The following is a 19,172-nucleotide window of genomic DNA, read 5'->3' on the forward strand; positions in this document are numbered from 1 at the left end:
CCTTTGTGCGGGCAGATTTTATGTCAGCCTTGTTGACTTTCCAAGACTCAACTGTTACCGAAGCCCCGTCATTTGCGCAACTTTATGCCCGATGCGGACCTATCTTGCGCAACTAATGCAAAGCGACTCGCGCAGGAGAGTGATCATGGCAGGATATGACGATCGGGACGGCAAGATCTGGATGGACGGCACTCTGGTGGAATGGCGTGAGGCGAAGGTCCATGTCCTGACCCACGCGCTGCACTATGCCTCGTCGGTCTTCGAAGGCGAGCGCTGCTACAACGGCCGGATCTTCAAGTCGGCGGAACATTCCGAGCGGCTGCGGAAATCGGCCGAGCTTCTCGACATGACCCTGCCCTGGACGGTCGAGCAGATCGAGGAAGCCAAATACGCCACGCTGAAGGCCAACGGCCTGACCGACGCCTATGTGCGGGCGCTCGCCTGGCGCGGCGCGGGCGAGGACATGGGCGTGGCCTCCGCGCGCAACCCGATCCGCATGGCGGTCGCGGTCTGGTCCTGGGGCAACTACTATGGCGACGCCAAGTTCAAGGGCGCCAGGCTCGACATCTCGAAATGGAAGCGCCCCTCGCCCGAGACGATCCCGAGCGCGGCCAAGGCCTCGGGTCTCTACATGATCTGCACCATGTCCAAGCACGCGGCCGAGGCCAAGGGTTGCTCGGACGCGATGATGTTCGACTATCGCGGCTATGTGGCCGAGGCGACCGGCGCCAACATCTTCTTCGTCAAGAACGGCGAGGTGCACACCCCGCTGCCGGACGCGATCCTGAACGGGATCACCCGGCAGACCGTCATCGGGATGCTGCGCGACAAGGGCATCAAGGTGCACGAACGCTATATCGAAGCCTCGGAACTCGAGGGTTTCGAGCAGTGCTGGCTCACCGGCACCGCCGCCGAAGTCACGCCGGTCGGCCAGATCGGCGACTACAGCTTCGAGGTGGGCGCGCTGACGCGCGAGATCGCCACGGATTACGAAAAGCTCGTCCGCTCCTGACGCCAGACAGGGCCGGAAACAAGAAGGGCGCACCCCCGGGGTGCGCCCTCGACCCTTCCGCGGAAAGGCTCAGGCCTCGTGGCCCCGCGCGATGCGCAGGAACTCGACCACCCGACGGTTCCCCATCGGCCGAGCCTCGTCGCGGTGCCAGAACGAGCGCGGGTTGCGCGCCAGCTTCAGGAAATTCTTCACCCGTCCGCCGTCCGAAGGGGTGCGCTTGTCAGCGAGGTGACGGCTCATGTCTGTCCTCCTTCAGTTTCCAGACGGCCCCAATATAGGGCGAGTCGGCTGAAGCACCAAGCAAAGTCGGCCAAGGACCGTCAGGCAAGCCGCCGCAGCGCCCAGGCCGCCGCCTCGGCCACGGCCGGATCGGGATCGGTCAGCAGCGCCCCGGCCGCGGTGCGCAGCCCCGGATCGCCGGAATTGCCGATGGCGTAGAGCACGTTGCGCACGAACCTGTCCCGCCCGATCCGCTTGATGGGGCTGCCCGCGAACCGGAGCCGAAAGCCCGCATCGTCAAGCGCCGCCAGCTCCGCCAGCGGCGGCGCCCCCACCCGCGCGGCATAGCCGATCTCCGAGGCGGCCACCGCGAACTTGTTCCACGGGCAGGCCGCGAGGCAGTCATCGCAGCCGTAGATCCGGTTGCCCATCCGCTCGCGCAGCTCCTCCGCCACCGGCCCGCGATGCTCGATCGTCAGGTAGGAGATGCACCGCCGCGCATCGAGCTGGAACGGCGCCGGGAACGCGCCCGTCGGACAGGCGTCGAGACACGCCCGGCACGAGCCGCAATGATCCCGCTCCGCCGCGTCGCGCGGCAGTTCCAGCGTGGTGAAGATCGCGCCAAGAAAGAACCAGTTGCCCAGCTCACGGCTCAGCAGGTTCGTGTGCTTGCCCTGCCAGCCCAGCCCCGCCGCCTGGGCAAGCGGCTTCTCCATCACCGGCGCCGTATCGACGAAGACCTTGATCTCGCACCCGGTCTCGGCCACCAGCCAGCGCCCCAGCCGCTTCAGCCGCTTCTTGACAAGATCGTGGTAATCCTTCCCCTGCGCATAGACCGAGACGGCACCGTGCCCCCGCGCCTCCAGCACCAGCCGCGGATCCTCCTCCGGCGTGTAAAGCTCCGCCAGCATGACGACCGAGCGCGCCTCGGGCCAGAGCGCCGCGGCCGATCCCCGCCAGGCCTCGCGCTCTTCCATCCAGCCCATCTGCCCGTGCCGCCCCGCCGCAAGAAAGGCGCGCAGCCGCCCCGCCGTCTCCGGCGTCGCATCGGGCGCGCAGATGCCGAGCCGCGCGAACCCCTCGTCGCGCGCGCGCGCCTCCAGGCGCCCTCTCAGCGTCTCGTCGCCGTTCATTCTTGCTCAAATATCCCACGGGGGGTGCGGGGGGCGTGAAGCCCCCCGCCCGATTCCGTTCAGAAGTCCAGATCCGCGTAATGCGCGGGCTGCGGAAAGCCCGGCACCTGATCGGCCAGCAACGGCCGGAAGGCCGGGCGCGACTTGATCTTCGCATACCAGTCCTTGACCACCGCGTGCCGGTTCCAGTCCACGTCCGAGATATAGTCGAGGCAGGACAGATGCGCCGCCGCGGTGAAATCGGCCAGCGTCATCACGTCCCCCGCCAGCCAGCGCCGCTGGTCCAGCAGCCAGGCCATGTAGTCGAGGTGATACTTGATCCGGTTCGACCCGAACTTCACGTTCTTCGAATCCGGGTAGCCCTGCCCCATCAGCTTCTTGTTCACCCGCTCATAGAGCAGCTTCGAGGTCACCTCGTTGTGGAACTTGTCGTCGAACCAGGCGCAGAGGCGGCGCACCTCGAAGCGGCCGTCCACGTCGCGCGGCATGAGCGGCGGGTTCGGCGCGATCTCCTCGACATATTCGCAGATCGCCTGGCTTTCCGAGAGCACCTTGCTCTCCATGCGCAGCACCGGCACCTTTCCGGCGGGGTTGCGGCGCAGGAAGTCGGGCGACGGCTCCCAGTAGCGTTCCTCGATCAGCTCCACCTCGATCTTTTTCTCGGCAAGCGTCAGGCGGACCTTGCGGCAGAAGGGGGACAGCGGAACGTGATAGAGACGGTTCATCGCAAATGTCATCTTTCGAGGCCGGGAGCCCCCCTTCAATGCCGTGAAGGACGCCGGGATGCAATCCCGCTCGCCCCTATTCGAAGCAGGCCGCCCGTCCGTCGCGCCGGATCGTGTTGGCGCCGTCGAGGATGGCGGCCGAGCGCCGGCGCACCACCGGCCCCGGATTCGAGGCCGAACGCACCTTGGGATCGGGCAGGACCGCCGCCAGCCGAGCCGCCTGCTGCGCCGTCAGCTTCGCGGGCTCCACGCCGAAATAATGTTCGGAGGCGGCGCGGATCCCGAACACGCCTTCATCGAACTCCGCCACGTTCAGATAGACCTCGAGGATGCGCCGCTTGGTCCAGATCGTCTCCACGAGCGGCGTCAGCATCGCCTCGAGCGCCTTTCGCGGCCAGCTCCGGCCCTGCCAGAGGAAGACGTTCTTCGTGACCTGCTGCGAGAGCGTCGAGGCGCCGCGGTTGCCTCCCGCGTTGATCGCGGCGCGGATGGCCGCCATGTCGAAACCCCAGTGCAGGCAGAAGTTGGCGTCCTCCGCCGCCACGACCGAGCGGGCCATCACCGGCGCGATCTCGTCCCAGTCGGCCCAGTCATGATCGACGCTGCCCAGCCGGACGCTCTCGCTGATCATGTAGGGAGTGGCGGGCGGGTTCACGAGGCCGAAGAACAGCACGAGCAGGATCGCCGACACCAGCCCCCACCCCACACCCGTCAGCGCCCAGCGCCGCAGGCGGCGCGCCAGCGGCGGGGTGGGCGGCGCCTCGGGCTCGGGCGGAGGCGGAGTGGCCTTGCGACGGGTCGTCTTGCGCGCGGTCATGGTGCGCCCTTGGACACCAACCGTCCCCACGGGTCAAGCGGACCCGCATCCCGCAAGGCGGGGGCTACGATGGGTCGCGGCCGGACGATGCGATGCGGCTCCGCGCCCCGCTCTGCCGCGGGGCAGGAGGTTCGTGTGCAGGACGGGAGGCCTGCGCCCCCCGTCCGGTTCCCGGTCATTCCGCCGGGACGGCCTGCGGCTCGTCCGACAGCGGGAAGGGCAGATGCACCAGCATCTCCTTCGGGCAGACCTGCAGGAAGTTCGCCCGCTCGGTCTCCCAGTCGTTCATGATGCGCGCCGCGTGCCGGCTGCCCGTCTCGCGCACATGGCGCTCGATCAGGCCCTTGAGCTGCGCCTCCCAGTGCGGGTGGCTGACCGCGCAGGTCACGAGCGTCTCGAGGTTCATGAAATCCTCCGCCACGCCCTTGGGGTCGTAGAGATAGGCCATGCCGCCCGTCATGCCCGCGCCGAAGTTCGCGCCGATCCGGCCAAGGATCACCGCGACGCCGCCGGTCATGTATTCGCAGCCGTTCGAGCCGCAGCCCTCGACCACCACCTTCGCGCCCGAGTTCCGCACCGCGAACCGCTCGCCCGCGCGGCCGGCGGCGAAGAGGAAGCCGTCGGTCGCGCCGTAAAGCACGGTGTTGCCGATGATCGTGTTCTCGGCCGCGACCAGCGGGCTTTCCATTTGCGGATGGACCACGATGGTGCCGCCCGACAGGCCCTTGGCCACATAGTCGTTGGCATCGCCCGCGACCTCGATCTTCAGCCCCTTGGCCGCGAAGGCGCCCAGCGACTGCCCGCAGGAGCCCGTGAGCTTCACCGTCAGATGGTCGGGCTGCAGGTTGTTCCGCATCCCGTATTTCCGCACGATGTGGCTCGAGGCGCGCGTGCCGATGGTGCGGTGCGTGTTCCGCACCGCGTAGGACAGCTGCATCTTCTCGCCATCCTCGAAGAAGCGCGCCCCATCCTTGACGATCTCGGCATCGAGCGTGTCCGGCACCGCATTGCGCGGCTTCGAACGATCGTAGGTGATGCGGTTCGACCCGTCCACGGTGATGAGAAGCGGGTTGAGGTCCAGATCGTCGAGATGCGCCGCGCCCCGGCTGACCTGCACCAGGAGGTCGGCCCGGCCGATGATCTCGTCCATCGAGCGCGCGCCGATCGAGGCGAGGATCTCGCGCACCTCCTGGGCGTAGAAGGTGATCAGGTTCACCACCTTGTCCGCCGAGCCCGAGAACTTGTCGCGCAGCGCCTTGTCCTGGGTGCAGACGCCCACCGGGCAGGTGTTCGACTGGCACTGACGCACCATGATGCAGCCCATCGCGATCAGCGCGGCGGTGCCGATGCCGTATTCCTCGGCCCCCATCATCGCCGCCATGACGATGTCGCGGCCCGTCCGCAGGCCGCCGTCGGTGCGCAGCGTCACCCGGTCGCGCAGGTTGTTCATCGCCAGAACCTGATGCGCCTCGGTCAGGCCCATCTCCCACGGCAGGCCCGCGTATTTGATCGAGGTGCCGGGGCTCGCGCCGGTGCCGCCGTTGTGGCCCGAGATCAGGATCACGTCGGCCTTGGCCTTCGCCACGCCCGCCGCGATGGTGCCGACGCCCGACGCCGCCACCAGCTTCACCGTGACCTTGGCGCGCGGGTTGATCTGCTTCAGGTCGTAGATCAGCTGCGCAAGGTCTTCGATCGAGTAGATGTCGTGGTGCGGCGGCGGCGAAATCAGCGTGACGCCCGGCGTCGAGTGCCGCAGCCGCGCGATCAGTTCCGTCACCTTCATGCCCGGAAGCTGGCCGCCCTCGCCGGGTTTCGCACCCTGCGCAACCTTGATCTCAAGCTCTTCGCAGGCGTTGAGATACTCGGCGGTGACGCCGAAGCGACCGGAGGCCACCTGCTTGATCTTGGCCGAGGGATTGTCGCCGTTCGGTTCCGGCAGGAAGTGCGCCGGATCCTCGCCGCCTTCGCCTGAGTCGGACTTCGCGCCGATCCGGTTCATCGCGATGTTCAGCGTCTTGTGCGCCTCCGGCGACAGCGCCCCCAGCGACATGCCCGGCGTCACGAACCGCTTGCGGATCGAGGTGATCGACTCCACCTCCTCGATCGGCACCGGACGACCCAGCGTCTTGATGTCGAGCAGGTCGCGCAGGTGGATCGGCGGGTTCGCCCGCATCGCGGCCGAGAACTGCTTCCAGATGTCATAGCTCGCCCGGTCGCAGGCCTGCTGCAGCATGTGCATGGTCGAGGCTTCCCAGGCGTGCTTTTCGCCCGAGCGCCGCGCCTTGTAGAAGCCGCCGATCGGCAGCACGTCCGACCCGCCCAGCCAGCCCTTGGCGTGGATCTGCTCCAGCTTGTGCTGGATGCCCGAGGTGCCGATGCCCGAGATCCGGCTGTGCATCCCCGGGAAATACTCGGCCACCATGGCCCGCGAGAGACCCACCGCCTCGAAGTTCAGACCACCGCGATAGGAGGAGATCACCGAGATCCCCATCTTCGACATGATCTTCAGAAGGCCCGCGTTGATTGCGTCACGATAGCGGCGCATCGCGTCGTTGAGGCTGCCGTCCAGCAGGCCGCGCTCGATCCGGTCGGCGATCGTGTCCTGCGCCAGATAGGCGTTCACCGTGGTGGCGCCGCAGCCGATCAGCACCGCGAAGTAATGCGGATCGATGCACTCGGCGGAACGTACATTGATCGAGCAGAAGGTGCGCAGCCCCTTGCGCGTCAGCCAGGAATGCACCGCCGAGGTCGCGAGGATCATCGGCATCGGCACCGCACCGGGGCCCTGGTTCTGGTCGGTCAGCACGATATGGGCCGCGCCCGAGCGCACGGCGTCCTCGGCCTCGGCCCGGATGCGCTCGAGCCCGTGGCGCAGCGCGTCATGGTGATGATCGGCCGGGAAGGTGCAGTCGATGGTGGCGACATCGGCCCCGAACTGGGCCAGCATCGCCTCGAACTCCGAGTTCGCGACGAAGGGGCTTTCGAGGATCAGGATCTCGGTCTGGCTGGAATGTTCTTCCAGCACGTTCTTGAGGTTGCCGAACCGGGTCTTGAGGCTCATCACCCGGCTTTCGCGCAGGCTGTCGATGGGCGGGTTCGTGACCTGGCTGAAGTTCTGCCGGAAGAAGTGCGACAGCGGCCGGTAGACCGACGACAGCACCGCAGGCGGCGTGTCGTCGCCCATCGAGGCGATCATCTCCTTGCCGTCCTCGGCCATCGGCACGAGCACCTGCTCGATCTCCTCGACCGAGAAGCCCGCCGCGATCTGGCGCTTGCGCAGCTCGGCCGGCTCGAACATCCGCTGCTCGGGCACGTCGGCCAGGATCGCGTTCAGGTCCACGACCTTCTCGATCCAGTCGCCGAAGGGCTGCGAGGCCGCCAGCATGTCCTTGAGGGGCGCGTCGTGGTAGAGCTTGCCCTCGGCCATGTCCACCGCGATCAGCTGGCCCGGCCCGAGCGCGCCCTTCTCGCGCACGCTCATCTCATCGACCGGCACCATCCCGGCTTCCGAGCCCGCGATCAGCAGCCCGTCGCCGGTCACGACATAGCGCATCGGGCGCAGGCCGTTGCGGTCAAGCCCGCCGCAGACCCAGCGGCCGTCGGTCATTGCCAGCGCGGCGGGTCCGTCCCACGGCTCCATCACCGCGTTGCAATAGGCGTACATGTCCGCCCAGGCCTTGGGCATGTCGGTCGTGGTCTTGGACCAGGCTTCGGGGACCATCATGGTCTTGACCATCGGCGCCGAGCGGCCCGAGCGCACCATCACCTCGAACACCGCATCGAGCGCGCCCGAGTCCGAGGCGCCCTGCGGGATGATCGGCTTGATGTCCTCGGCCGCGTCCCCGAACGCCGACGAGGCCATGCGGATCTCGTGGCTCTTCATCCAGTTGATGTTGCCCTTGATCGTGTTGATCTCGCCGTTGTGGGCGAGCATGCGGAAGGGCTGCGCCAGCCACCATTGCGGGAAGGTGTTGGTCGAGTAACGCTGGTGGTAGATGGCGAAGGCGCTCTCGAACCGCTCGTCCATCAGGTCGGGGTAGAAGGTCGCGACCTGCTCGGCCAGCATCATGCCCTTGTAGATGATCGACCGGCAGGAGAGCGAGCAGAGGTAGAGGCCCTGGATCGAGGCCGCCTGCGCCGCCTTCTCGATCCGGCGGCGGATGATGTAAAGCTCGCGCTCGAACTGGACGTCGTCGATGTCCTTCTCGCAGCGGATCAGGATCTGCTCGATCTCGGGGCGGGTGGCGTTGGCCTTCTCGCCCAGAACGCTCGTGTCCACCGGGACGTGGCGCCAGCCGTAGATGTAGTGGCCCATGCGCAGCACTTCGGACTCGACGATGGTCCGGCACCGCTCCTGCGCCGAAAGATCGGTGCGCGGCAGGAAGACCTGGCCCACGGCCACGAGCTTGTTCATGTCGGGCTCGTGGCCGGTGCGGCGGATCTGGTCGTAGAAGAACTTGACCGGGATCTGCACATGGATACCCGCGCCGTCGCCGGTCTTGCCGTCGGCATCGACAGCGCCGCGGTGCCAGACCGCCTTGAGCGCGGCGATGCCATTCTCGACCACCTTGCGCGAGGGCTTGCCCGAGATCGAGACCACGAGCCCCACGCCGCAGGAGGCGCGCTCGTCATCGGCCTTGTAGAGACCGTTTGCATCCAGCCAGGCCCGCTTGGCTTCTTCGGCTTTCACCCAGGCTTCATCATAGGTCGTCATGGCTCACTCCTCTGGGCTGGCTGGAAGCGTGGCGAGAAACTCGGCTTCCGTCATCTGGTGGGTCGGACCGGCAAAGCTCCAGGCGTCGGGCTTGCGGTCGATGTAGATCTCGTGGGCGAGGCGGATGCCGCTCAGGTCATCCAGCAGCCCCGCCGCCATGTAATAGTCGCGCGGCATCCCCGGCGCCGTCAGGCGATACCAGAGGGTCGAGCCGCAGGTGCCGCAGAAGCAGCGTTCGGCCCAGCCGGACGAGGCGTAGCGCCGGACATGGTCGGCGCCGGTCACGGTCAGGGCGGTCTCGGGGACCATCATCGTGACGAAGGCCGAGCCCGTCCAGCGGCGGCACATCTCGCAATGGCAGGCGCCGATCTCGTGCGGGGCGTGAGTCGCGGTGACCGCGACCGCCCCGCAGAGGCAGTGCCCTGTCCGTTCAGCGGTCATGGCGCACCTTCAGGATCTGGCCGTCTTCGGGCGCCTGCGACAGGATCGCGTCGCAGTCGAAGATCGGCTCGGTGACGAGGAAGCCGGGCTCGCCAGGAAAGACGAACTGCACGGGGCTGCCATCGACGGGCAGGAAGCCGCCCGTCCCGTCCGCCCACTGCGTCGGGCCGGCAAAGAACAGCCGCCACTCGGGATGGATATACTCCCGTCCGTGGGCCTGCCGCAGGACGGTGCCGCCGATGCTGGTCTCGGTGAACTCGAACTCGGTCTCCTGCAGCACGACGCCGTCGATGGTGAAGCTCTGCCCGGTCAGCCGGTCATAGCCGGTCACGCGGCTCCGCTCGCCCGTGTCGCGCGTCAGCCCGAAGTCGTAGCTGTCCGCCCCGTCCAGAAGCTCGGTGAACGAGGCCGGGTCGGCCGGGTTCGGGTCGAGCGTCTGGCGGGCCGGGGGAAACATCTCGTAGCTCTCGACCCACTGCGCCTCGCGGTCGATGTGGGACGAGAAGAAGAGGCCGTCCTGATCGAAGTCCACGCGCCACTGATCGCCGGCCGGGTCCTTCTCGCAACGGTAGTGGTGCGAGACCCGGCAGCCGCGCGACTGCACGGTGAGAAAGGCCGAGCACCCCTCGGGTGGCGTGAAGGTCCGCCCCGAGCCGAGCGCGGGCGCAGCCGCAGCCAGCGCCAGACCTCCCGCCAGGATCTTCGTCAGAAGCGTCATGCCCATGGTCCCATCACCTCGTGCCCGGAGCACCCCGGAGCCCGGTCGCACCGGCCGCCCGGGACCTTCCGGGCGGTCGCTTCGCGGAGAGGCGCCTATTCGGCCGCGGCGATGGCCGGTTGCGCCAGATAGTCGAGGATCGCGTCCGCCGCCTCGCGGCCGTCGCGGATGGCCCAGACGACGAGGCTCGCGCCCCGCACGATGTCGCCCACGGCATAAACGCCGGGCAGGCTGGTCGCGTGGGTGCGGAAGTCGGCCTTGATCGTGCCCCAGCGCGTCACGGCCAGTTCGGGCACGCCCCAGAGCGTCGGCAGATCCTCGGGTTCGAAGCCCAGCGCCATGATGGCGAGGTCGGCCGGCTCGACATAGTCGGCACCCTCGATCACCTCGGGCATCTGCCGGCCGGACGCGTCGGGCTCGCCCAGACGCATCTTCTGCACGATCACGCCCTCGACCGCGTCGCCCGCGATGAAGCCGCGCGGCGCCGCGAGCCAGACGAACTCGACACCTTCCTCCTCGGCATTGGCGACCTCGCGCTGCGAGCCCGGCATGTTGGCCCGGTCGCGGCGATAGAGGCACTTCACGCTGGTCGCGCCCTGGCGGATGGCGGTGCGCACGCAGTCCATCGCCGTGTCGCCGCCGCCGATCACCACGACGCGCTTGCCGCTGGCATCAAGCCCGTCGGCATCGACTTCGTCGCCGAAGCTGCGCCGGTTGGACAGGGTCAGATAGTCGAGCGCCTGCACCACGCCCGCCGAGCCCACGCCCGGCGCCGCAAGGTCGCGCTGCTTGTAGACGCCCGTCGCGATCAGCACCGCGTCATGCTGGCCCCGGATCGCGTCAAAGCTGAGATCCTCGCCCACGTTGCAGTTGAGCACGAACTGCACGCCCGCCTGCTCGAGCTGCTCGACGCGGCGCATGACCACGTCCTTTTCCAGCTTGAAGCCCGGAATGCCGTAGGTCAGCAGCCCGCCCGCGCGGTCGTAGCGGTCATAGACCGTGACCTGAAGCCCGGCGCGGCGCAGCGCATCGGCGGCGGCGAGACCACCCGGCCCCGCCCCGATGATGCCCACTGATTCCGACCGCTCGTGCATGGGGCGGCCGGGCGTCACCCAGCCGTTCTCCCAGGCCATGTCGGTGATGTATTTCTCGACCGCGCCGATGGTCACCGTGCCGTGGCCCGATTGCTCGATCACGCAGTTGCCCTCGCAGAGACGGTCCTGCGGGCAGATGCGGCCGCAGATCTCGGGGAAGGTGTTGGTGGCCTGGCTGATCTCGTAGGCTTCCTGAAGGCGGCCCGTGGCGGTCAGGCGCAGCCAGTCAGGGATATTGTTGTGCAGCGGGCAATGCGACTGGCAGAAGGGAACGCCGCACTGGCTGCAGCGGCTGGCCTGCTCGGCCGCCTTGGCGGCGGCGAACTCGCGGTAGATCTCGTGGAAATCGTGCGACCGCAGGTTGGCCGGACGTTTCTCGGGGGTCTCCCTCGCCATCTTGACGAACTGGAGCATCGGTTCTTTTGCCATGCTGAGCCCTCCCTCGAGGCCGACTGCGGGGTTCGGACCTCATACAGCAGGGTCGCCAGCGATAAAAGTCAGCATGACTGACCTAATTACGGCTTTTTTCTCGGTTCGGCAGTCTGGAGCGGACTTTTTCGCCGCAGTTAGGTCAGCATCCGTTACCTACCGCCTCAGAAGCCTTTCAGGAGAGCCACCAAGGCCACCGAGCCTACGATGATTCGCCACCAGCCGAACAAGGAATATCCGTGCCGGCTGACATAGCCGAGCAGCCAGCGCACCACGAGCACGGCCGCCACGAAGGCGGCGAGGAAGCCGACGGCAATCTCGCTCAGCGCCCCGGCATCGAGGACGTCGCGGTTCTTGTAAAGGTCGAAGGCAAAGGCCCCCGCCATCGTCGGCATGGACAGGAAGAAGGAGAACTCGGCCGCGGCGCGCTTGCCCGTTCCGAGCAACAGGGCGCCGACGATGGTCGCCCCCGACCGCGAGACGCCGGGAACCATGGCGAGACACTGGAAGAACCCGATCTTCAGTGCCACGCCAAGCGGCACCTCCGTCACGTCATTGTAGCGCGGCGCTGGCGCCATCCGGTCCACGAAGAGCAGGATGATGCCGCCGAGGATCAGCATGATCGCGATCACGATGGGCGCCTCGAACAGCACGGTCTTGATGAAGCCGTGCGCCATCACGCCGACCACCACCGCCGGCAGGAACGCCAGCAGCACCGCCGCGAGAAAGCGCGCCGCCTGCGGATCCCGCGGCGCCGCCCGGATCACCGAGATCAGTTTTGACGCATAGACCGTCAGCACCGCGAGCACCGCGCCGAGCTGGATCACCACCTCGAAGCTGCGGCCCGCGCTCTGAAATCCGAGGAAGTGGCCGGCAAGCAGAAGATGCCCCGTCGAGGAGACGGGAATGAATTCAGTCAGGCCTTCCAGCAGTCCGAGAACAAGCGCGACCAGCGTGGTCGAGTCCGTCATGGTCGCTCCGTGTTGATTCAGATCCGGCCCGTCTCAGGTCTTGCGCAGGTTGCGGGCCGAAGCCTTGATCGAGGCATACTGGCCGGACGGGCGATAGCTCCAGAGGTATTCGGGCAGCACCGCCTCCATGGCGGTGGGCGAGATGCCGAGATCCGCCAGCCCCTTGGCGCCGGGCGAGACCACGTTGTCGCGCGCCAGGTTGCGCACCTGATCCCGCGTCAGCGTCTTGTTCGACAGAAGTCCGAGCGTCACCGTCTGAAGCAGATCGAGCGTCGCCGCCATCAGCCTCGCCACGCCGAAGGGCACGTTGACGATCATCTTGCGCCGCTCGATCACCCGCAGCAGCATCTGCATCAGCGCGCGGAAGCTCAGCGCGTCGGGGCCGCCGAGTTCGTAGATGCCGGGCGCCGCCTGGCCCAGAACACCCGCCACGGCGGCCTGCGCCACATCGTCCACGAACACCGGCTGGAACCGGGTCTCGCCGCCCACGACCGGCAGAACCGGGCTGAAGCGGGCCATGCGCGCAAAGCGGTTGAAGAAATCATCCTCGGGGCCGAAGATCACCGAAGGACGCAGGATCACCGCGCGCGGGAAGGCCTGAAGCACGGCGGCCTCACCGGCGGCCTTGCTGCGCGCATAGGCGCTGGGAGAGTCCGCATCGGCGCCGATCGCCGAGATCTGCACCAGCGTCTGCACGCCCTCGGCCGCGGCCAGCCGCGCCACGCGGGCGGCGCCCTCGGCCTGCACCGACTGGAAGCGGTTCTTTCCGGTCTCGGCCAGGATGCCCACGCAGTTTACCACCGCATCGGCCCCGTGCATCACCGCCCGCACCGAGGCATCGTCGCGGATGTTGCAGAACACCGGCTCGACCTGCCCGACGACCCCGTAGGGCTTGACGAACAGCGCCTCGTTCGGACGGCGCACGGCCACGCGAACGCGCCAACCCTGCTGGGCCATCCGGCGCGCGATGTAGCGCCCCACGAAGCCCGACCCGCCGTAGATCGTCACCAGCTTGCTCATCTTCCGTCCTCACCCCGGCTTGGCCCCAAAGATTGCCCCTTCCCATAACTTTACGGCGGCAGGGGAACAAGCGTGAATGATCCTGCGGATTTTTCATGACACCCCGTTGACACTGCCGAATCCCCCATATACATCGCGGCTCACGACACCGGCCCAGGTGGCGGAATTGGTAGACGCGCACGGTTCAGGTCCGTGTGCCGCAAGGCGTGGAGGTTCGAGTCCTCTCCTGGGCACCATCGATCCTTCGTGCCAATTCGAAGGATCAGACAGTGACAATCCACCTGCATCGGAACGACTTGCCGGACGGGCTCGATCTCGGCCGGGTGGTCGCCATCGACACCGAGACCATGGGCCTTGACCCGCGGCGTGACCGGCTGTGCGTCGTGCAGCTGTCGGCCGGGGACGGTGACGCGCATCTGGTGCAGATCGAGCGCGGGCAGACCAGCGCACCGAATCTGGAACGTCTGCTGACCGATCCGCAGGTGCTGAAGCTGTTCCACTTCGGCCGCTTCGACATCGCCGCCCTGCAGCGCGCCTTCGGCGTGCGGACCGAGCCGGTCTGGTGCACCAAGATTGCCTCGAAGATGGTGCGCACCTTCACCGACCGGCACGGGCTGAAATATCTGCTGCTCGAACTGGTGGGCGTCGATGTGTCAAAGCAGCAGCAGACCTCGGACTGGGGCGCGGCCGAGCTGACGGATGCGCAGAAGGACTATGCCGCCTCGGACGTGCTTCACCTTCACCGGCTGAAGGAGGAACTCGAGGCGCGGCTCCTGCGCGAGGGGCGGATGGAACTGGCGCAACGCTGCTTTGATTTCCTTCCCACGCGGGCAGAGCTCGACCTGATGGGCTGGGACGAACCGAATGACATCTTCCACCACTGATTTCCTCGCCACCGCCCGCAGGGTCATCGCCACCGAGGCCGAGGCCCTGTCGCTGCTGGGCGACAGCCTGGGCGAGGCCTTTGGCGAAGCTGTCGAGATGATCCTGCGCGCGCGCGGGCGCGTGATCGTCTCGGGCATGGGCAAATCGGGCCACATCGGGCGCAAGATCACCGCGACGCTTGCCTCGACAGGCACGCCCGCGCAGTTCGTCCATCCGGCCGAAGCCAGCCACGGCGACCTTGGCATGGTCACGCGGGACGACGTGGCCCTTGTGCTGTCCAATTCGGGCGAAACGCCGGAACTGGCCGACATCATCGCCCACACCCGGCGCTTCGACATTCCGCTGATCGGCGTGGCGGGCCGGGCGCAATCGACGCTCCTGCGGCAGTCGGACGTGGCGCTGCTGCTGCCACCCGCGCCCGAGGCCTGTGGCAACGGGATCGTGCCGACCTCCTCGACGACCATGACGCTGGCCCTGGGCGATGCGCTGGCCATCGCCCTGATGGAGCATCGGCAGTTCACGCCCGAGCATTTCCGCGTCTTCCACCCCGGCGGCAAGCTCGGGGCACGGCTCGCGAAGGTGGCCGATCTCATGCACCGCAACCTGCCGCTGGTGGACGCGGGCACACCCATGGGCGAGGCGCTGATCACCATGAGCCGGCTCGGGTTCGGGGTGCTGGGCGTGACCGGACAGGACGGGCGGCTCGAGGGGGTCATCACCGACGGCGACCTTCGGCGCCATCTGGACGGGCTGCTCGGGCTCTGCGTCGAAGATGTGATGACCCGCAATCCGCGCACCATCGCGCCCGACGCGCTGGCCGAGCGGGCCGTGGCCGAGATGAACGCCCGGAAGATCACCTCGCTCTTCGTGGTCGATCCCGAAGGGTCGGGCGCGGCCGTCGGGCTGATCCACATCCACGATTGCCTGCGCGCCGGAGTGGTGTGACCGATGGCGGCGCAGCGGCCTGACAATCTTCACTCCCGGCTGGTCGCCTGGCTGAAGATCGTCCTGCCGCTGGCGGCGCTGGCGGTGCTGTCCACCCTGTTCCTCGTCGCGCGCACCATCAATCCCGACGATGCGATTCCCTATGCCGAGGTGGATGTCGAAGGGCTGGTGCGCGAACCCCGGATCACCGCGCCGACCTGGGCGGGCATCACGAGCGACGGCGCCGCCCTCAGCGTCGAGGCGGCCGAGGCCCGGCCGGGCCAGACCGCGGGAGAAGAGGGGCGGGCTGCCTCGCTGCATGCGCGCCTCGAGACACCGGACGGCGCGGTTGCAAGCCTTGTGGCGGCGACCGGGTCGCTGGACGGCGAGGCGCGTCTTTTGCGGCTTGGCGGCGGGGTGGAACTGGAAACCTCGACCGGCTACCATCTGACAACCGAGGCCATGACGGCCGGGCTGGACGAGACCGACGTGCGGTCCGTGGGCGCGCTCGAGGCGACAGGCCCCGCCGGCCGCATCGATGCCGGCTCGATGCGCCTGAGCGAGGATCCCGGAGCACCCGGCAGCTATGTGCTCACCTTCGGGAATCGTGTGAAGCTGGTGTACGATCCGACGAAGTGATGGACCCGATGTCGAGGCATGTGATGAAGACGATCCTGATGGCGGCGGCCGCCGCGCTCTGGCTGCCCGCGGCGGCGCTCGCACAGGGCGCCAACGTGGCCTTCGGGGGCGGGCTGACGCAGGACACCTCGCTGCCCGTCGAGATCGAGTCCGATGAGCTGCAGGTGAACCAGGCGGACGGAACGGCGATCTTTCTCGGCAATGTCCGGGTGGTGCAGGGTCCGATGCGCCTCGCCGCGCAGTCGGTCCGGGTGGAATACGGGCCCGACGGGGGCGGGATCCGCAGGCTCCACGCCTCCGGCGGGGTCACGCTGGCCAACGAGCGCGAGGCGGCCGAGGCGCAGGAGGCCATCTACACGATCGAGAGCGGCGAGGTCGTGATGACCGGCGATGTCCTGCTCACGCAGGGGCCCAACACGCTCGCCGGTCAGAGGCTGGTGATCGACCTCACCGCCGGCACCGGCCGCATGGAGGGCCGGGTGCAGACCGTCTTCCGTCCGGGCACGTCGCCATGAACGCGAAATCCGGGTTCATCCTCTCGGACGAAAGGTCCGGTCTTCAGGTCATCGGCCTGCGCAAGAGCTACAAGCGCCGGCCGGTCATCCGCGATGTGACCATGCATCTCGACCGTGGAGAGGTCGTCGCACTGCTCGGGCCGAACGGGTCGGGCAAGACGACCTGCTTTTACGCCATCGCCGGCCTCATCAGCCCCGAGAGCGGTCAGGTCATGATCGAGGGCCGCGACGTCACGGCCCTGCCGATGTATCGCCGCGCGCGGATGGGGATCGGCTACCTGCCGCAGGAGGTCTCGATCTTCCGCGGCCTGTCGGTCGAGGACAACATCCTCGCGGTGCTCGAGATCACCGAAAAGGACCCCCACACCCGGCGCGAGCGGCTCGAGGAGCTGCTGGGCGAATTCTCGATCGCCCATCTGCGGCGCACGCCCGCGCTCGCCCTCTCGGGCGGTGAGCGGCGACGGGTGGAGATTGCGCGCTGTCTTGCCGCAGATCCCCGCTACCTGCTGCTCGACGAGCCCTTCGCAGGCGTCGATCCGATCGCCGTGGGCGAGATCCGCAGCCTCGTCCACGACCTCAAGAGCCGGGGCATCGGGGTGCTGATCACCGACCATAACGTACGGGAAACGCTGGAAATCGTGGACAGGGCCTACATTCTGCACGACGGCACCGTCCTCAAGAGCGGAACGACGGAAGAAGTGGTTCACGACGAAATGGTGCGGCGGGTCTATCTCGGGCAGAACTTCCGCATCTCGTAGCACCTTCAGGTCAGGCGAAGGGCTTGAGCTTGCTGTTGACAAGCGCGCGCCAAAAGCAGCCAAATGACCTTGATGCGTGCAGAACCCGCCCTCGTCGCCGCTCCTTCAAGGCCCCGCAGAAGTGCAAGGCCCCATGGGTTCCGACGTTTGCCCGCATCCGCAATAACAGATCGGCGGGCACCCCGGTTCGGGGCGGACTGGCCATGCCGAGTCAAAAGGAGGAATCATGCGATACCAGATCAGCGGGAAACAGATCGACATCGGTGAGGCGCTGCAGACCCACGTCAAGTCCGAGCTTGGCGAGGTGATCGAGAAGTATGCCCAGCGCCCCACCGAGGCGACGATCGTCTTTTCGCGCGTTGCGCATGAACATGTCTGCGAAGCCACCATCCATCTCTCGACCGGACTGACCGCGCAGGCCACGGGCCGGGCGACCGAGATCTATGCCGCCTTCGAGAGCTGCCGCGAGAAGATGGACAAGCAGTTGCGCCGCTACAAGCGCCGCCTGCGCGACCATCACCGGGAGCGAACGGCCCCGGTTGAATTCGGTCCGGGTTCCTCCTATATCCTCGCCGCATCCGAGGAAGCCGAGGATGGAGAGGCCGATACGCTTCAGCCGATGGTGATCGCCGAGATGGAGACGAAGGTTCCTTCGATCACCGTGGGCGAGGCCGTCATGCAGCTGGAACTCGCGGGCCACAACATGCTTGTCTTCCGCAATGAAGGTCATGGCGGGGTGAACGTCGTCTACCGTCGGGATGACGGGAACATCGGCTGGATCGACCCGCGCAACAGCAAATAGCGCGCGCCCAAGGCGCAGGACAAGCGACCGCCCATGGAACTATCCAAACTTCTGATGCCGGAAGCCGTTCGGGTTCTGAGTCAGGTTACCAGCAAGAAGCGCCTCTTCCAGGAACTGGGAGAGGTTGCCGCTCAGGCCTATGGCCTGAATGCCTCGGTGGCCATCGACGGGCTGCAGGAGCGCGAGAGCCTTGGCCCGACGGGCGTCGGGCACGGCATCGCACTGCCGCACGCCCGGCTCGAGGATCTGGACAGGATCGTGGGCGTGTTCCTGCGCCTTGAAAAGCCGCTCGACTACGACAGCGTGGACCGCCAGCCGGTGGACCTCGTCTTCGCGCTCTTCGCGCCGAAGGACTCCGGGGTGGACCACCTCAAGGCCCTGGCGCTCGTGTCGCGCACCATGCGCGATGCGGGCGTCTGCACCAAGCTGCGCGCGAACACCGATCCCGCCAAGCTTCACGCGATCCTGACGGAAACCCGCGCGCCGCAGGCCGCCTGATCCCGGGGCGAACGGATCACGCCGCGCGTCCCGCGGCCGGTCCTTTCGATCCGGCCAGGCCCGCGCCCGCGACGTGGACGGGCCACTAGCGCGGGCGCACGCTGGCGGTCACGTAATTCACCGACAGGTCCCGATCCGACAGGCTCCAGCTCCAGCTGACGGGGTTGAACACCATGCCCTTGCGGTCCACCGGATCGAGGCCCGCCTTGCGGATCAGCTCGTAAAGCTCGTCCGGCGTGATGAACTTGGACCAGTCGTGCGTGCCCTTGGGCAGCCAGCGCATGATCCATTCGGCCCCGACGATCGCCATCGCAAAGCTCTTGGGATTGCGGTTGAGGGTCGAGCAGACCATCAGGCCACCGGGCTTCAGCAGCTCGCGGCAGGCGGTCAGATAGGCCAGGGGGTCGGCCACATGCTCGACCACCTCCATGTTCAGCACGACGTCGAACCGCTCGCCTGCGGCCACGAGATCCTCGGCGGTCGTGTTGCGGTAGTCGATGGTCAGGCCCGACTGCTCGGCATGAAGCCTCGCCACCGGAATGTTGCGCGGCGCCGCGTCGGCGCCCACCACGTCCGCGCCAAGTCGCGCCATCGGTTCCGACAGAAGCCCGCCGCCGCAGCCGATGTCGAGCAGCCGCAGACCCTGGAACGGCAGAGGGGCCGAGAGGTCGCGGTCAAACTCGGCGGCGATCTGCCGGGTGATGTAATCCAGCCGGCAGGGGTTCATCTGATGGAGGGGCTTGAACTTTCCGTGCGGGTTCCACCATTCCGCCGCCATGGCCTCGAACTTGGCGACTTCGGCCGGGTCGATGGTGGAGGTGGCAGACATGGGAAACTCCTTGCGGTTTCAACGGTAGC

Annotated in this window: 19 protein-coding genes and 1 tRNA gene; 9 read left to right on the plus strand and 11 right to left on the minus strand. The window is 67.4% G+C overall.

Going from position 1 to position 19,172, the window contains the following annotated elements; genetic code table 11:
* Positions 1 to 145 precede the first annotated feature (145 nt).
* Positions 146 to 1,012, plus strand: a complete 867-nt coding sequence (locus FG154_RS05140; protein WP_145104934.1) for a branched-chain amino acid aminotransferase — start codon at positions 146 to 148, stop codon at positions 1,010 to 1,012.
* Positions 1,013 to 1,081: 69 nt separating this feature from the next.
* Here FG154_RS05140 and FG154_RS05145 read toward each other — a convergent pair whose 3' ends face one another.
* The 10 genes from FG154_RS05145 to FG154_RS05190 form a co-directional block, all read right to left on the minus strand.
* Positions 1,082 to 1,252 (minus strand): hypothetical protein, encoded by a 171-nt coding sequence (locus FG154_RS05145; protein WP_145104936.1) that lies wholly within the window; start codon positions 1,250 to 1,252, stop codon positions 1,082 to 1,084.
* 80 nt (positions 1,253 to 1,332) lie between these two features.
* Positions 1,333 to 2,364 (minus strand): tRNA epoxyqueuosine(34) reductase QueG, encoded by a 1,032-nt coding sequence (queG, locus tag FG154_RS05150; protein ID WP_145104938.1) that lies wholly within the window; start codon positions 2,362 to 2,364, stop codon positions 1,333 to 1,335.
* A 59-nt stretch (positions 2,365 to 2,423) separates the two neighbouring features.
* Positions 2,424 to 3,089, minus strand: coding sequence for an FtsZ-binding protein FzlA (gene fzlA / locus FG154_RS05155; protein ID WP_044248373.1), 666 nt, complete (start codon positions 3,087 to 3,089; stop codon positions 2,424 to 2,426).
* A 76-nt stretch (positions 3,090 to 3,165) separates the two neighbouring features.
* Positions 3,166 to 3,906, minus strand: coding sequence for a monofunctional biosynthetic peptidoglycan transglycosylase (gene mtgA, locus FG154_RS05160; protein ID WP_145104940.1), 741 nt, complete (start codon positions 3,904 to 3,906; stop codon positions 3,166 to 3,168).
* Between the two features lie 175 nt (positions 3,907 to 4,081).
* Positions 4,082 to 8,620, minus strand: a complete 4,539-nt coding sequence (gene gltB / locus FG154_RS05165) for a glutamate synthase large subunit (RefSeq protein WP_145104942.1) — start codon at positions 8,618 to 8,620, stop codon at positions 4,082 to 4,084.
* 3 nt (positions 8,621 to 8,623) lie between these two features.
* On the minus strand, positions 8,624 to 9,061 hold the full coding sequence (locus FG154_RS05170) for a GFA family protein (RefSeq protein ID WP_145104944.1): 438 nt from the start codon (positions 9,059 to 9,061) through the stop codon (positions 8,624 to 8,626).
* On the minus strand, positions 9,051 to 9,779 hold the full coding sequence (locus FG154_RS05175) for a hypothetical protein (protein ID WP_246100129.1): 729 nt from the start codon (positions 9,777 to 9,779) through the stop codon (positions 9,051 to 9,053). The genes FG154_RS05170 and FG154_RS05175 overlap by 11 nt, the downstream gene beginning before the upstream one ends.
* Before the next feature lie 95 nt (positions 9,780 to 9,874).
* Positions 9,875 to 11,302: an NAD(P)-dependent oxidoreductase gene (locus FG154_RS05180; RefSeq protein ID WP_011909726.1), complete on the minus strand. Its 1,428-nt coding sequence runs from the start codon at positions 11,300 to 11,302 to the stop codon at positions 9,875 to 9,877.
* 164 nt (positions 11,303 to 11,466) lie between these two features.
* The gene (locus FG154_RS05185; protein WP_145104947.1) at positions 11,467 to 12,273 is read right to left on the minus strand and encodes an undecaprenyl-diphosphate phosphatase; all 807 of its coding nucleotides are present in this window, start codon (positions 12,271 to 12,273) and stop codon (positions 11,467 to 11,469) included.
* Between the two features lie 33 nt (positions 12,274 to 12,306).
* Positions 12,307 to 13,293 carry a complex I NDUFA9 subunit family protein gene (locus tag FG154_RS05190; RefSeq protein ID WP_145104949.1) on the minus strand — a complete coding sequence of 329 codons (987 nt, stop codon included), beginning with the start codon at positions 13,291 to 13,293 and terminating at the stop codon, positions 12,307 to 12,309.
* Positions 13,294 to 13,444: 151 nt separating this feature from the next.
* On the opposite strand from FG154_RS05190, the gene FG154_RS05195 reads away from it, so the two are divergent.
* From FG154_RS05195 to FG154_RS05230, 8 genes are all read left to right on the plus strand, one after another.
* Positions 13,445 to 13,529 (plus strand) — tRNA-Leu (locus FG154_RS05195).
* A gap of 33 nt (positions 13,530 to 13,562) precedes the next feature.
* The gene (locus FG154_RS05200; protein ID WP_145104951.1) at positions 13,563 to 14,177 is read left to right on the plus strand and encodes a ribonuclease D; all 615 of its coding nucleotides are present in this window, start codon (positions 13,563 to 13,565) and stop codon (positions 14,175 to 14,177) included.
* Positions 14,158 to 15,123 (plus strand): KpsF/GutQ family sugar-phosphate isomerase, encoded by a 966-nt coding sequence (locus FG154_RS05205; protein ID WP_145104953.1) that lies wholly within the window; start codon positions 14,158 to 14,160, stop codon positions 15,121 to 15,123. Before FG154_RS05200 ends, FG154_RS05205 begins: the two co-directional genes overlap by 20 nt.
* A 3-nt stretch (positions 15,124 to 15,126) precedes the next feature.
* Complete coding sequence (locus FG154_RS05210; protein WP_145104955.1) at positions 15,127 to 15,741, plus strand: hypothetical protein; 615 nt, start codon at positions 15,127 to 15,129, stop codon at positions 15,739 to 15,741.
* 23 nt (positions 15,742 to 15,764) lie between these two features.
* Positions 15,765 to 16,256, plus strand: a complete 492-nt coding sequence (locus FG154_RS05215; RefSeq protein ID WP_145104956.1) for an LptA/OstA family protein — start codon at positions 15,765 to 15,767, stop codon at positions 16,254 to 16,256.
* Positions 16,253 to 17,014, plus strand: a complete 762-nt coding sequence (lptB, locus tag FG154_RS05220) for an LPS export ABC transporter ATP-binding protein (protein ID WP_145104958.1) — start codon at positions 16,253 to 16,255, stop codon at positions 17,012 to 17,014. Before FG154_RS05215 ends, lptB begins: the two co-directional genes overlap by 4 nt.
* Positions 17,015 to 17,240: 226 nt before the next feature.
* The gene (gene hpf / locus FG154_RS05225; protein ID WP_145104960.1) at positions 17,241 to 17,816 is read left to right on the plus strand and encodes a ribosome hibernation-promoting factor, HPF/YfiA family; all 576 of its coding nucleotides are present in this window, start codon (positions 17,241 to 17,243) and stop codon (positions 17,814 to 17,816) included.
* Positions 17,817 to 17,849: 33 nt separating this feature from the next.
* Positions 17,850 to 18,314 (plus strand): PTS sugar transporter subunit IIA, encoded by a 465-nt coding sequence (locus tag FG154_RS05230; protein ID WP_145104962.1) that lies wholly within the window; start codon positions 17,850 to 17,852, stop codon positions 18,312 to 18,314.
* 85 nt (positions 18,315 to 18,399) lie between these two features.
* On the opposite strand, the gene ubiG is transcribed toward FG154_RS05230, so the two are convergent.
* The gene (gene ubiG / locus FG154_RS05235; RefSeq protein ID WP_145104965.1) at positions 18,400 to 19,143 is read right to left on the minus strand and encodes a bifunctional 2-polyprenyl-6-hydroxyphenol methylase/3-demethylubiquinol 3-O-methyltransferase UbiG; all 744 of its coding nucleotides are present in this window, start codon (positions 19,141 to 19,143) and stop codon (positions 18,400 to 18,402) included.
* Between the last annotated feature and the right edge of the window lie 29 nt (positions 19,144 to 19,172).

It is taken from the genome of Cereibacter sediminicola (assembly GCF_007668225.1).
GTDB lineage: Bacteria > Pseudomonadota > Alphaproteobacteria > Rhodobacterales > Rhodobacteraceae > Cereibacter_A > Cereibacter_A azotoformans.